The 15410-nt window shown below is 37.9% G+C and carries 11 protein-coding genes; 1 reads left to right on the top strand and 10 read right to left on the bottom strand.

The genetic code is table 11. The features are described 5' to 3' along the window. The first annotated feature begins 6 nt into the window (after positions 1–6). Positions 7–780 carry a 4-hydroxy-tetrahydrodipicolinate reductase gene (gene dapB, locus MNY27_RS03005; RefSeq protein ID WP_152183368.1) on the top strand — a complete coding sequence of 258 codons (774 nt, stop codon included), beginning with the start codon at positions 7–9 and terminating at the stop codon, positions 778–780. Here dapB and MNY27_RS03000 read toward each other — a convergent pair. The 10 genes from MNY27_RS03000 to MNY27_RS02955 are packed head-to-tail and all read right to left on the bottom strand — an operon-like array spanning position 777 to position 15409. Then, positions 777–3128: a tetratricopeptide repeat protein gene (locus MNY27_RS03000; RefSeq protein WP_152183367.1), complete on the bottom strand. Its 2352-nt coding sequence runs from the start codon at positions 3126–3128 to the stop codon at positions 777–779. The genes dapB and MNY27_RS03000 overlap by 4 nt on opposite strands. Before the next feature lie 34 nt (positions 3129–3162). Then, positions 3163–4671, bottom strand: a complete 1509-nt coding sequence (nuoN, locus tag MNY27_RS02995; protein WP_346391866.1) for an NADH-quinone oxidoreductase subunit NuoN — start codon at positions 4669–4671, stop codon at positions 3163–3165. Next, a complete protein-coding gene (locus MNY27_RS02990) occupies positions 4671–6233 on the bottom strand; it encodes an NADH-quinone oxidoreductase subunit M (RefSeq protein ID WP_152183365.1) in 1563 nt (520 codons plus the stop codon). Before MNY27_RS02990 ends, nuoN begins: the two co-directional genes overlap by 1 nt. Then, positions 6234–8162, bottom strand: coding sequence for an NADH-quinone oxidoreductase subunit L (gene nuoL / locus MNY27_RS02985; protein ID WP_152183364.1), 1929 nt, complete (start codon positions 8160–8162; stop codon positions 6234–6236). Between the two features lie 3 nt (positions 8163–8165). Further along, positions 8166–8474 (bottom strand): NADH-quinone oxidoreductase subunit NuoK, encoded by a 309-nt coding sequence (gene nuoK, locus MNY27_RS02980; protein ID WP_152183363.1) that lies wholly within the window; start codon positions 8472–8474, stop codon positions 8166–8168. Further along, positions 8471–9046 carry an NADH-quinone oxidoreductase subunit J gene (locus tag MNY27_RS02975; protein ID WP_152183362.1) on the bottom strand — a complete coding sequence of 192 codons (576 nt, stop codon included), beginning with the start codon at positions 9044–9046 and terminating at the stop codon, positions 8471–8473. The genes nuoK and MNY27_RS02975 overlap by 4 nt, the downstream gene beginning before the upstream one ends. Before the next feature lie 12 nt (positions 9047–9058). After that, positions 9059–9676 (bottom strand): NADH-quinone oxidoreductase subunit NuoI, encoded by a 618-nt coding sequence (gene nuoI / locus MNY27_RS02970; protein ID WP_152183361.1) that lies wholly within the window; start codon positions 9674–9676, stop codon positions 9059–9061. A gap of 10 nt (positions 9677–9686) precedes the next feature. Beyond that, positions 9687–10676 (bottom strand): NADH-quinone oxidoreductase subunit NuoH, encoded by a 990-nt coding sequence (nuoH, locus tag MNY27_RS02965; protein ID WP_152183360.1) that lies wholly within the window; start codon positions 10674–10676, stop codon positions 9687–9689. Positions 10677–10679: 3 nt separating this feature from the next. Beyond that, positions 10680–13166 (bottom strand): NADH-quinone oxidoreductase subunit G, encoded by a 2487-nt coding sequence (locus MNY27_RS02960; protein ID WP_152183359.1) that lies wholly within the window; start codon positions 13164–13166, stop codon positions 10680–10682. Next, positions 13166–15409 carry an NADH-quinone oxidoreductase subunit G gene (locus tag MNY27_RS02955; RefSeq protein ID WP_152183358.1) on the bottom strand — a complete coding sequence of 748 codons (2244 nt, stop codon included), beginning with the start codon at positions 15407–15409 and terminating at the stop codon, positions 13166–13168. The genes MNY27_RS02960 and MNY27_RS02955 overlap by 1 nt, the downstream gene beginning before the upstream one ends. Position 15410: the final 1 nt, after the last annotated feature.

The following is a 15410-nucleotide window of genomic DNA, read 5'->3' as shown; positions in this document are numbered from 1 at the left end:
AAAAAAATGGCAAGTATTAAAGTAGGTGTATTTGGGGCAAGCGGTCGTGTTGGAAAACTGCTTATTGAAGATTTAAAAGCTACTGAGGGTATGAGTCTAAGCAGTGTCTATGTTAGAAACTCTCTCGATTTTCAAATCGATCCTTCCGTGCTTGTTACATCTGATATGCATGCATTTTTAAGTGCAAGTGATATCATTGTTGATTTTTCACTTCCTGAAGCCTGTGAACTACTCTTAGAAGAGGCGATAAAGACTCCTAAACCATTAGTTATCGGAACTACAGGGCTCAATACGCATCAACTGAACCTCTTAAAGCAGGCAAGTGAGCTTATGCCTGTACTTTATGCTACAAATATGTCTTTAGGAGTTGCACTCTTAAACAGACTGGTATATCAAGCCTCTGCAGCTTTAGAAGGCTTTGATATTGAAATCGTAGAGATGCATCACAGACATAAAAAAGATGCACCAAGTGGTACGGCACTCACCCTCAGCGAATCAGCTGCACGAGGACGTGGACTTGACATCGATAAAGTTCGTGTAAGTGGTCGTGATGGCAACATTGGTGAGAGAACAAAAGATGAGATAGCAGTTATGGCTCTTCGTGGTGGAGATATTGTTGGTCGTCATACTGTAGGTTTTTATAATGATGGAGAGTTCATTGAACTCAACCATACTGCAACCTCACGCAACACATTCTCAAAAGGTGCACTTCGTGCTGGAAAATGGCTTGCAGACAAAGATGCAGGCCTTTACAGTATCAGTGACTGTTTAGAACTTTAAATCTCTAAAGCTGATTTTGCAAGCTTTGCCCATGCAGAGTTTGGATCAGCTTCTATCGCTTCGCTGTATGCTTTTGTAGCATCTTCATCTCTCCACAATTTACTCAGCACCATTCCAAGCAGATACTTTTGTCTTGCTCTTTGTTTATTAGTGAGATTAACGCTATTAAGTGATGCTATGACCTTATATGCTTTATTAAATTCATTTTTATTCATATATGCACTGTATAAGGCAAACTCTATATATGGTGTCTGTGCGTGAGCTTGAGAGCGATTTTGGATATCCATGACTTTTGATGCATATTTTATAATCATATTGTCATCTTTGAGCTCACTTCCCAAGCTGACCATAGCAACATATCTATCTATATCTTTATAATCAAAGCCAAATACCTCTTCTATCTTTGCCATAGCATCGATCATATTTTCTTTTTGTCCCAAGCGCTCATAAGCATCAAAAAGGTATCTGTATATCTCTTTATATGGCGACTCTTTTGCATTGTCAATGAGAGCGATCAAATCTTTTGCGACATCTACCGCCTCACTATAGTTTCCTGTCTCAAAATCAATCTTGACATATCGATAAAGCCATTTTTTTCTGAAATCTATATTTTTGGAGTTAAGATTCTTCGATGCGATTGATTTTGAAAGCTGGAAGTCACCGCCTTTCATTGCACATGTGTAAATTCCATCATCCCAACTATTTGAGAGTGTAATATTATAATCATTGGCAATGACCAAAACATTTTTACAGTTCTGCTGCTTGAGTGACACTTCCATCAATCCTACAGCAGCTTGCTTGATGATATCTTCCACATCAGTATACTTCTCTTGTAACTCTTCTAATGAATCTTTTAAATTAAGAACTGCTTCATAATCTTTCTCTTCTAAAAGCAGTTTTGCTTTTTCATACAGAGCACGCTGAGCTATATCGTCTCCGGCATACTCTTCTATGAGTTTATCATACTCAGCCAACTTCTTACTTGCATTTGTATCACTATCATCAAAGAAGAGTCCATCTTTTGCAGTTTGAATGACATCAAAATAGTCTCCATCTGGAAATTTTTTCATATAATCATTTAAAGCTTTAATAGCACGCTCTTTATCTTTCGTTTTTGCAAGCCAAAGTGCTCTGTTTTTAAGAAGTTCTTCATACTCATCATAAGTAGGGCCCATACTTTGGAGCATCGCCTCTGCAATAGCTGCTGCTGCTTTATACTCTTCTGCTTCGGCAAGTCTGTTCATTATCTTTTGTGACATTTTTAGGTCTTGCATAAAATAGTCTGGTTTAGCAGCAATAATTTTGAGTGCATACTTCGCAGCTTTCTTCGGTGAATGTGCCATGAGTATCTCTGTTAGATGATATGCTGCAGCAGCAGCCACTTCTAAATCTTTTGTCTTATAGAGTGCTTTTTTATAGTACTTGATCGCTTCAGTGTTTCCACCCGATGCTTCAAGCATCTCCCCTTTATAGATATAGCCCCACTCTGCAAATATATTTCCTTTATGCTCACTAAAGAGTCTGTCAAAGAAATAATCCGCGTCTGTATTTTGTCCGATTTGCGCATAAGCCTTTGCCATTAATGAAAGTATTTCAGGGACATTTTCATCTGAAGAGTACTCTCGCAAAAACTCTTTTGCATTACTGATGACATTTTCATAATCTTTTATTTTGTTATAGATTTTTATTTTGTAATAAATGAGTTCTGATTTAAAAAGGGTATTTGGATAAGATAATAAAATATCATCAATCATATCCAAAGCATCATCATAACGCTTTGTGGCAAAATACTTTTTGACTTTAAGATACTCTGTCACATCTTCTACTTTTTTAATATGTACCGGATTTCCTTCTAAATCAAGGCTTCCTACATAGGGAAGCTTATCTTTATCCAAATAAAATGGAAAGTTAATTGCCAAAGTTGACTTCTCTTCACTTTTTATCAAGGGAAGCTTCTCTTTATACCCAATGATACTCCATCGATTTGCAATACTAACATCAGCTGAGAATACAGTGTCATCCTCTGTCAGATCAAAGATTTCCGCATAGAGTTTCATCTTGTGAAAAGGTTTTATTGAAATGAAATAGGTATCTTTTTTTTGAAAACTTTTCACTTGAAAAAAATCGTTTTGTAAATTTTCAATATCATTTAGAGGTTTTTTTGAAAATGCACAGATAATCTCTTTTGTAACAGAGAAATCATCTTTTAATTCATGACAGACAAAATTTTCTTTATTTGTGATATAGAGTATGGAGTATTTTGTAAAGTTGTCTTTTGCACTATCGATTGATATCTCCAATGCAAAAGACTGTAGTGCTATAAAGGCTAAGAGTATATGTTTGAACAATTGCTCTTCTCCTTTAAAAATAAGCTAGGTCTATTTAATATCCACTGTTGTATACAAATGCTGTAACAAATTCTAAAATTGGATTTATCGCTACAAAAGCAAATATAGTTCCTATCGCTGCTATACCGATAATGGTTTTTAGTGCCAACGTTGCATTTGCAACATATACATGACCATCATTCCCTTGAACCGGCTCTTTCATAAACATATAAACGATCAGTTTTAAGTAATAGTAACCTGCAATTGCAGAGTTAAGTGCCATGATTAGTGCAAGAATTGTATAACCGCCTGTAACTGCTGAAGATATCATATAGAGTTTACCCCAAAAAAGTGCAAATGGTGGTAAACCTGCAAGACTCAACATAAACAGTGCCATAATCACAGATGCAATCGGTGCAGTTTTAATCATACCTGCAAACTTATTGTATGAGTGGTCTGAACTCTGATAATCTGGAAGATGTTTCTGTCTTGACATCCAAAGCATAGAGAATGATCCAAGATTGGTAAAACTAAATAAAATCCAATACAAGAACAGCGCAGCATTTGCCTGTGTCGTTCCGATGAGGATTGCAGCCATTACAAAACCTGCATGAGAGATAGAAGAGTATGCAAGCATACGCTTCACATCAGTTTGAACAAGTGCCCACATATTTGAAGCCGTCATCGTTATAACTACAACAATGTAAAGTACTACATCAAGCCATACAATACCACTATGCACTAAGAATTCAAAGAATCTCATAGCAACAACAAAAGCAGCGATTTTTGGAACGATTGACATATATCCAGCCATTGCAGCCGAACTTCCTTCATAAACATCCGGTGCCCATGTATGGAACGGAATAAGTGAAAGTTTAAAACCAAATGCAGCTAAGAAAAATGCCACACCGATTAGCACAAAACCCATGTCAGCATATCCGTTTGCAGCAAGAACAAGTGCGATTTTGTTAATCTCAACAGAACCAGTAAGCGCATAAAATACCATTGCACCAAAACTAAAGAAACCTGCTGCCAATGCACCCATAGTAAAGTACTTCACAGCTGCTTCGAAAGATTTGTCACGGTTATGCATAGCTATCAGTGTATAAAGTGCTAAAGAAGAAGTCTCTAGACCTACAAACACTAAGATAAGGTTATCAGTGGCAACCATAAACTGAAAACCTGCAATCATAAACAAAAAGAGTGCGAAGAACTCAGGGTATGAAAACTCATGAAAACGCTTGTGTGTCATTGCAAGTGGAATAAATAGCATTGATGCACCGACAATAATAAACTGTGCAAGAATAGCAAGTCCATCTATCAGCATTACATCAAAAAGACCAAGTGTTGTACCATTTGCCATAAAGACACCACTAGAATCTGCTACAGCAACAAAATCCATTGCCAAAAACAGAAGGCTAAGCACTACATACAATGATTTATGCAGACCGCCTTTAATAATATCTATTACTAGAATTAACAGTGCGCCAACTACCGGTATAAGCATTGGTGCAAGAGTCATTAAGTTTAATGACTCCATTGAAACATTGATTGGCGACAACATTAGTGCACCTCCTCTTCAATAACAGTTTTTTTGATAACTAGAACTCTCTCTTTAACCAGATTAGGAATTCTCTCTTTTGCCAACTCTGTCTGTGCTTTATTATGCATTAACTGTACAACTGCCTCAACAGAGTTGTTGATAGGCTCTAAAATTGGTTTAGGATAGATACCTAACCAGATCGTAATTATTGAAAGAGGAATAAGTGCTACCAACTCTCTTTTGTTTATATCAGGAAGATTTCTATTCTCCTCTTTTGTAACATCACCAAAGAACATTTTTTTGTATGCTGACAACATATAAATAGCACCAACGATAATCGCAGTTCCAGCTAACAGTGTCAAGATATGAGATTGTTGATAGAATCCTAAAAGTGATAAGAACTCACCAACAAAGTTAATTGTAAGTGGCATACCAACTGAAGCCATTAACATGATACCAAAGATAGTTGCATATCTCGGCATAACATGTGCAAGCCCACCAAATTCACTCATAAGTTTTGTATGACGTCTATCATAGATAACACCTACAAGTAAGAACAGAGCCCCAGATACAACACCGTGAGCAATCATTAAAAAGATTGAACCTGTAATACCTTCAACATTAAGTGCAAACGTACCAAGGATGATAACACCCATGTGTGAGATTGATGAATAAGCAACAACCTGCTTCACATCTTTTTGCGCGTATGCAACCATCGCAGTATAGATGATCATAATGATCGCGATTACAGCGATTGGAACCATAAACGCTGCCGATGCATCTGGGAATAGTGGCAATGAAAAACGGATAAATGCATATGTACCCATTTTAAGTAGAATTGCCGCAAGTATCACAGAACCTATAGTCGGTGCTTGACCATGCGCATACGGTAACCATGTATGGAATGGAAACATTGGAACCTTGATAGCAAAACCGATAAAGAAGGCTGCGAATAGCCATAGTTGGAACGTTTCCGGTAAAATCAGTCTATACCAATCAAGCAGTGCAAAAGACCATACACCTGTTGCTTGGTAGAAAAAGTATGCCATAAAAAGCATACCAACAAGCATTACAAGTGAACCTGCAAATGTATAGAGGAAGAACTTAATCGACGCATATATACGAAGTGGTCCACCCCATGCACCAATAATATAAAGCATTGGAACAAGAGAAAGCTCCCAAAACACATAAAATACAATCGCATCTAATGCAGCAAATACACCTACCATCGTCATTTGTAAGAACAGAAGCGTGATAATCATATTCTTTTCATTAGGAGTTTCAGTAAGTGATGCTATACCTATCATCGTAAAGAATGCTGCAAGTACAATAATAAATAGAGAAATTCCATCTACACCTAAGATGTAGTTAATACCAAAAGACGGTACTAACGGTAGGTTCTCCATAAACTGCATTCCAGACACATTTCCATCAAATGCAAACCATAACCACAGTGACAATCCAAACTCGATAGCTGCCACACTAATACCGTAGGCACGAATACTATCTTTTTGAATCATAAAACCAAACACAGCTGCAATTGCTGGAAAGAAGATTAAAATCGATAAAATATGATCTAACATTTACATAACTCCTAAACCTGATAATATCACCGTGATACTATCAGAATATCTTGCTGCAAGTCCAAAAACTACAGCTAATGAAAGTAGTACCACAAGACCAACTACCATCCATTTTAACATTGTAGAGAGGTTACCACTCTGCATTGCTCTTGTTTTTTCACCAGTACCATAGATGATACCTGCAATTCCATCAACACTTGCATCAACAATTTTCATATCGACTTTATTCCAGAACATATCAGAGATCTCTTTATATGGTTTTACAAGATACTCTTCATAGAAATAAGGAATATAGTACTGATTGTATAAAAGTTTATATGCAAATGAGTTTTCAATCGCACTTGTACCATCTGGTACTTTAATAAATGCGTTTGCATATTTTTTATATGCATAAAGAATCGCTAAAGCAACGAATACCTGTGTTCCAACTAACATAATCCAAAGTGTAGTATGTGAATGGATATGATACTCATGTGCTGATAAAATCTCTTCAATCATATGGAAGAACGGCTCTTGAAGCACACCTGCAATCATTGCAAGAATTAAAAGCGGACTCATCGCAACAAGCATAAATCTATATGCTTCATGTGGATGAATACCAAAGATTTTGTAACGCTCTTCACCATGGAAGATGAGTGCTACAAGTCTAAATGAATAGAATGCCGTCAAACCTGCAGTAAAGAGAAGTACTCCGTAAATCACAAAGTGATGCTCTGCAAATGCTGCTTCTAAGATTGTATCTTTTGAGAAGAAACCTGCAAATGGAAAGATTCCTGCTAATGCTAAAGAAGCAATAGTCATCATAATCCAAGTCCACTTCATTACCTTCTTGAGTCCACCCATTTTAAACGGATCAAGTTCATCATGCATAGCGTGCATTACGTTACCAGCACCAAGGAATAAGAGTGCTTTAAAGAATGCGTGAGCCATAAGGTGAAAAAGTGCCACCCAGTATGCACCAAGACCAGCTGCTGCAAACATATATCCTAACTGTGAAAGTGTAGAGTATGCGATGATACGTTTCATATCACGGTTAACAAGTGCCATCGATGCTGCAAAGAGTGCAACAAATGCACCAAGCGAAGCGATGAACAGACCTACATTAGGGATCAAGCTATAAAGCTCATTTGAACGAATAACAAGATATACACCCGCTGTTACCATTGTTGCTGCGTGAATAAGAGCCGATACAGGAGTAGGACCTTCCATCGCATCTGCAAGCCACGTATGGAGTGGAAACTGTGCTGATTTACCCATTGCACCGATAAACAAGAAGATACCGATCCAAGTTAGTGTAGCAGTGTCTAATGTTTGAAATGCTTCAAATGCACCTTCATACTGAAGTGTACCTGTATTCCAATATACTAAGAAGATACCAATCAACATTCCAAGGTCAGCGATACGGTTCATAATAAATGCTTCATTTGCTGCCCAAGTAGCGCTCTCTTTGTGGAACCAGAATCCGATAAGCCCCCAAGAACAAAGACCAACACCTTCCCAACCGATGAAAAGACCAGCATAGTTATCACTCATAACAAGAACCATCATTGAGAAAACGAATGCTGATAACCATGCAAAGAATCTGTTAAAGCCCTTGTCATGATCCATGTAACCGATAGAGTAGATATGAACGATAGTAGAAACAAGTGTTACAACCATCATCATAGTAACTGATACTTCATCAACAATAAACCCAAAAGGAATATATAAATCCCCAGTCGCCATCCATGTCATCATCTCAACATGAACAGGTGCACTTCCATTAACTACAATCAATGCTAAGAGTAAACTACTGCTCACAAAAGAAGTAAAGATTAATAGTGAAGCGATTACACCAACAAATGTTTTCTTTGGCGTTGTCGTGAACAACGCAGAAAACATTGAACTAACAAGTGGTGCAAAAAGTGCTATATATAATAATGTTTCCATAGCTTATCCTCTCATACTTGTCATAGTTTCTAGGTCGATATTTCCATGACGTTTATACCATACAATTAACAGACCAAGTCCTACAGCAACTTCTGAAGCAGCGATTGCAATTACGAAAAATGCAAACATTTGACCAGTTAAGTCACCATAATAGTGTGAAATCGCAGCAAAAGCGATATTTACAGAGTTTAGTAAAATCTCAGTTGCGAAAAACAATAAAAGTAAGTTCTTTCTCTTCATTACACCTACAAGACCTATTGCAAACAGGATCGTAGATAGAACAAGATAATGATTTAAACCTATTTCCATCATGAAAGCACCTTTTTATTTTTTTCTTTTTTAATCTCTTCGATTTCTTCAGCACTCATAAGTGTAAGAGAGAGATCCATTTTCTTACCAGCCAGTACAATTCCCGCAACCATTGCTACAAGTAGCATAATCGCTGCAACTTCAAATGGAATAAGGTATTTTGTAAAAAGAATCACACCTACAAGCTGTGTATTTCCAACACCTTCAATCACAGGATAAAGTGCTACAATATTTTCACTTACCATAGGAGCTGCGAAAATCACAACAATTAAAACTGCTGCAAGAGTTGAAAGTCCAACAATAATGTATTTGTTTCCTTTCTTCTCTTTAACCTCACGTGTCGTATCAAAGAACATCATACCAAAGGCATAAAGAGCCATTACAGCACCTGTATAGACGATAATCTGTATCGCACCTAAAAAATCAGCACCAAGGATAAAGAAAAATGCCGATATAAAAATCATTCCCGCTGCCAATGCAGTTAATGCATATAACGCTTGCGATGTAGTCACTGTTATAAAAAACATCGCTATCGTTAAAAATGCAAACAAGTAAAACGCTACTGCTTCAAACATAATCCATACTCCTTAATATGCTAGAGGTGTTTTCTTAACACGCTCGTCTTCATGTGGTGTAATCGCACCAAAACCTTCGAATTCAAGCTGCTTACCAGCTTTCATCTTGTCAATCGGTGTTAACATATCTTCATACATAATGAAGTGCTCTCTCTGCTCACTTGCATTCTCATACTCACCACCGTGTGTAATTGCAAGTTCAGGACAAACCTCTGCACAATATCCACAGAAGATACAACGACCAAGATTGATTGTATACTCTGTAACCTCTTTACGAGAGTTCTCATCGATGCGAGTATCCATTCTGATACAATCAGAGATACAGATCTTTTCACAAAGACCACAACCGATACATCGCTCAGTATCAGATTCCCAAAGTCTTTTCATCTGGTGTACTGCACGGTATCTCGGACCGATCGGCATCTTCTCTTGAGGATATTGAACTGTATGGATATCAAAACGAATCATCTCACGCATTACTACCCAAAGACCTACAAAGAGCTCCCCTTTGAAAGTTCTCTTTACTACACGCTTGAACTTATCCCAACCTGTTGTCGGATAGTCCTCTATGTCAACGAGAAAGTAATCACCTTCTGCTACATTTCTATTGTTAAATGCTTCTAAACTCATTCATATCCCCTTAAAACATCATCACAAAGCCAGTGATTACAACATTAATCACCGCTATTGGCATAAGTACTTTCCAACATAACCACATTAACTGGTCAGGTCTCACATCTGGCCATGCAGCTCTTGTCCATAAGAAGAAAAAGAAGAAGAACGACATTTTTCCAAGAAGACCAAGTGCTCCAAGTAATGAGCCATCACCGTAACCACCCAAGAAGATTAAAGGAATTACAAATGAGATAAAGAACATGTTTGCGTACTCTCCGATGAAGAAAAGACCCCATCTCATACCAGAGTACTCAGTACCAAAACCATCAATAATCTCGTGGTCATTTGCAATCAAGTGGAATGGTGTACGACCAGTTTCAGCAAAAGCAGCAATCCAGAAAAGAATAAATGCTACAGGCTGTGACCATACAATCCAATCACCGATACCACCAGCTTGGTACTCATTGAAATCAATAAGTGATAATGAACCTACCATCATAATAGGAGCAAGCAGTGAAAGCCCTGTTACAACCTCATATGAGATAAATACTGCAGCGGTACGCGCAGCTGAAAGTAAAGAGAACTTATTTGCCGATGCCATACCACCAAGAAGCGGACCATAAAGCCCTACTGCCATCACACCTAAAACATATAAAATACCAATGTTCACATCTGCTACGATTGGATGTACTTCATATCCAAAAATCTCAAATGGTGGTAAGAAAGGAATTGCCGCTGCAGCCATAAATGCTGTAGCTGCAGTAATTACAGGTGCAATCTTAAAGATAGGACCAACTACATTCGTAGGGATAATATCCTCTTTTGTAAAGAGTTTGATACCATCTGCTGCAACTTGCAAAAGTCCGTACGGTCCAACATTCATTGGTCCTAAACGGCGTTGCATAAATGCAAGAACCTTACGCTCAAAATATGTACCAATACCAGCTAAAGCTGAAAATATAAGTAGAATTACAACGACTTTGATTATCGTTTCAATTAAATATGCACTGTCCATATATTACACCTTTTCTATCGAAGCTGTACTAAAGCGATATCCGCTAAAGAGAGCCTCTGAATTTAGATTTTTATCAAAAGTAGGCAGAACTACAATTGAACCTTTTATTTTGTTATCACTGACTACATTTGCAGTTAATTCACCATTGTCAGTTGTAATTTTCACAGTATCACCTTCATTGAAGTCAGAATTTGACAAGAATTCCTCACTCATATAGATACCGCTTACCTCATCAAGTTCAGTCGTTTTATGTGTAAATGGAGTGAACTGTCTCACAGGATTAGCTAAGTAGATTATACTACCTTCAAGCTTGTCATCGCTGAATTTATCTACACTTTCATCACCAGATAGTGTAACTGCTACATTTTCTAACACATAACCGCGCATCTCAGTACCATCATTTTCATAATGATTTGGTAGGTTGTCAAACTCCTCGTGCTTAAATCCAACAGCCGTTGGAAGTTCTACTGTATAGTCAATAACATTCTCAGCTTCAAAGCCAAGCGCATTTGCAATATCATTGAGCTCATAACCGTTATAACCAATCGCTGCATTTGTAGGGTTTACACGCTTATTAACAGATGTTAATGTTCCCTCTTGCTGGTTCATTGCCGGCATGTCTAAATCACCATCACCAAGAGCTGAAAGTACAAAGTCTCCATCCGTGTTGTAACCAACAGTATAAGAACCTTTATCATCATCAAGCTCACAAATCAGGCTTACACCTAGTGTATTTGTAAGAGATGGGATCATTACAAGTTCAAATTTCGTGTATTTTTCAACAAGTGCAACTAAACGTGCAAGGTTTTTTGATTTTGGATGTGTATAGAGATCCGGTCCAACCATAAGAGCAAAAGTCTCTTTTTTCTTAAGGTTTTTCTCTAGAGTCTCCATAAATTTATCATCTGCACCTAAAAGCTCTAAAAGTTTGTTATCATCAACAACAACCTCTTTTTCAACTTTTTTAGAGACCATTTTAGATTTTTCTACTTCAATCTCTTCCTCTTCACCCGTCTCTTCATTCACTTTCACTTCTTTAACGATTTCAACAACTTTCTCTTTAACTACTTCAGTTACTGTAATTGTTTTTTCAGAGTGAAATGATGCTAAATATTCACTGATTTTAGATGGCATCTGTTCTTTATCACCAAACAGGTCAAGTAATAGATAAAGTGCTATCTCTTCTTGCAGTGGAGCATGTGTTACAGTCATGATTCCTTTACCAAGACCTTCAATAATCGGATCGGCTACCGGATGGAAATAGATTCCTGCACCCTTGCTTACTGTAAGAGAGTTATTAAGAGCATAACGAGCATTTGGATTATCAGTTTTTAATGCTGATCCGATTGATACGATAAAGTTAGTCGTATGTACACGCTCTAAGTCAGAACTGTAAAGTTTTGTACCACTAATCTCAGAGTAATCTTTCATAAAAGTCTGGAATGCTTTTGCTTCAGGGTTGATAAGTTTGTATCCAAACTTCTCTTTCATCTTTTGCAGTAAAAGCGCTTCTTCATTTGTAATAGTAGAAGTGAATGCAATCGTGTCAGCTTTTTTGAATGCTTCTAGTGCTGCGTTAAATGCTACTTCATCTTTTACAGCATCTGCATTTTGATAATCAAATCCGTAACGTCCCGCACCACAAAGTGAAACATAGTTCCACTCATTCATTACACGGTAAATCTTATCTTCCGGATTTTCAATGCTTGTATGCTTCACATCATAAGAGATCTGACAACCTGCAGAACAGTGTCCACATGTTGCAGGAATCTGCTTAAGCTCCCATGCATTTGATTTATACATAAAATGCGTATCTACAAGTGCACCAACCGGACAAACTGCAGCACATTCACCACATGATGTACAGTCAAGAACATCTGTTCCATTTGTAAGACCGATTACTGATTTGTTGAGTTTATTCCACATTGCATAAGCATCTTTTGGCATACTCTCTTTGAACTCAGCATCGATTGCATCTGCACCACGAGGAATAGTCTTGAGTGAATTATCACCAATCATATCTTTACATGCAGTTACACAGCGCTCACAAACGATACAGAGACCCGGATCGTAGTGAAGATGTCCCCAGTCATGGCTACTTCTATCTACATCTTTGATTGCATAACTTTGTGAATCTACACCAATTTCAAGTGTATAGTTTTGAAGCTCACACTCTCCTGATTGGTCACAAACACCACACTGCAGTGGATGGTTTACATCGTAAACTTCCATAATAGCGCGACGCTCTTTTTCAATATTCTCTGTGCTTGTAGTAATGTTCATTCCGTCTTTTGCTTTGGCATTACAAGCGTAAACCTGCTTACCATCTGCTTCAACAAGACATATACGACATGCAAGAGTTGGACTACAACGCGTTAAATAACATATTGCAGGAATGAAGATATCGTTCGCACGGGCAGCATTTAAAAGATACTCTCCCTCTTGCGTCTCAATCTCTTTTCCATCAATGTTTATGACTATTTTACTCATTACATTACTCTCACTATTTTGGATTTAAGAAATCTATAACTGCCATAATCATAACCGCTATCAAACGTAGGGTTAAGTGCAATTGTTCCTTTTAACTCATCATCTAGTTTAAAGACTCTTCTTTGTATCGAATCTCCTAAACTAATCTCTACCTCATCGCCATCACTAATCTTCGCTGCTGCTGCAAACTGTGCAGAGCCTCTTAGAGTTGTGTCACGTTCCAACTGCTTCGTTTTGTTTGTAAAGCTGTTAAACTGTAATACAGGATTTGCCTGATAGACAACTGTTCCGTTATACTCCGGAAGTTCCGCTACCTCTTCAAGTTCACCATCCATTACACACTCTACACTCTCAAGCTGATAACCACGCTCATCTTCACCAAACTCCCCTAAGAAGTTCTCCAGTGAATCAAACTCTACTCCTTTAAAGCCAGCAGACTGTGGTAGCTCTTTTGTATAATCAATCGTATTCTCAGCTTCAATATCAAATGCAGATGCTATATCATTAAGCTCGTACCCATCAAAGCCAAGTGCAGCATTTAACGGTAGCACCTGATTATCAATACTGACAACAGTTCCCTCTTGCTGGTTGAGTGCTGGAACGATTAAGTCTGCATTTTCGTCGGCTGCAATTATATACTCTCCATGAGCGTTATACCCAACAACACTGCTTAAATCTTCATCAACGTCTAAATCACAGATAAGTGAAGCACCTACAGTGTTCACCTCATTTGGTACAACAAGCAGTGAGAAGTCTGTATATTTTTCAATTGTCGCTGCGAGTTTGGCAATGTTTTGGGCCCTTGCGTGAGCAAACATATCAGCACCAATTACAAGTACTTTTTTCTCGGCACGCATAAACGACTTACTCATAAAAGAGAGCTCATCATCACCTACGTTGCTTTCTGCTTCAAGATATCCTAAATCAAGGTCATCCAAGAAGGCTTTTGTTGTATCATCAAGGTCTGCATTTTTTAGAAGTTCATTTGCAAGAAGAGCCATTACACCCTCTTCCGTTCCTACTTCATACTTCATAAACTGTGTTGCAGTGTTTTTCATCAATGCATCTTCCATAGGATGTGCATAGACGATTTTTGCACCGTTATGACGTGCTGCAGTAGTTAAAGCATAACGAACACCAGGATTGTCTGTTGCGACTCTTGTTCCTACTATAACGATAGCATCAGCCTGTTTGATCGCTTCAAGGTTTGCACTTGCGTGAAGTTTTCCACTTACAGATGCATAAGCTTTCATAAAGTGAGCATAGAGTCTTGCATCTTCATTAAAAAGTTTCAGACCAAGCTTCTCTTTCATTTTTTGTAAAATCAGCGCCTCTTCATTTGTAATTATTGATGAAAAACGGATGGCACTTGCATTTTGAATTGCTTCTAATGCTGCTGTGAATCTTGTTTCATCTTTTTCAGCTTGTACATCAAAATCAAATCCAAAACGTCCAGCTCCACAGAGTGATGCAAATTCAAAATTATTTTTTACTCTGTAAATTGAATCATCACCATTGATACCAGAGTGACGTGTCTCATACTCTAGTGGACACCCAGCTGAGCAGTGTGCACACGTTGATGGAACACGTGATAGTTCCCATGCATTTGCAGTGTATTTGAAATCACTGCTTACAAGTGCACCGACCGGACAAACTGCAATACATTCACCACAGAAAGTACAATCAAGTGTATCGGAATCTTTTGGAATGATAGTTGAGCTATATCCACCAAATTTCACTTCAATTGCATCATCACCGATTACTTCATTACAAACATGCACACACTTCTCACACATGATACAAAGTGCAGGGTCATAATTGATAAGTCCCCAGTCTTTTACACTGCGGAGCTGATCTTTTGCAGAGAACTCCTGTTGCGTGACACCAAACTCCAACGTCATGTTTTGCAGGTCACACTCACCAGACTTGTCACATACACCACACTCTAAAGGGTGATTTACATCATAAAGCTTCATAATGTTTTGACGTTCACGCTCAAGCTCATGAGAGTTTGTCTTTACTGCAATGCCTTCAGTCGGTGGTGTATTACATGATAGAATAAATCCATCAACACCCTCAACCTCTACGGAACAGATCCGACAAGATGCACATGGAGAAGTCTTTGAGATATAACACATTGTTGGAATATAGACACCGTTTTTGCGTGCAGCTTGAAGGATTGTCTCACCTTTGTTCGCTGTTACGTTTTTGCCATCTATTGTAAAGTTAATTGTATTACTCATC

This window comes from Sulfurimonas sp. NWX79 (assembly GCF_039667035.1).
GTDB classification, from domain to species: domain Bacteria; phylum Campylobacterota; class Campylobacteria; order Campylobacterales; family Sulfurimonadaceae; genus Sulfurimonas; species Sulfurimonas indica.
This window is presented reverse-complemented; position numbering and strand designations above follow the sequence as displayed.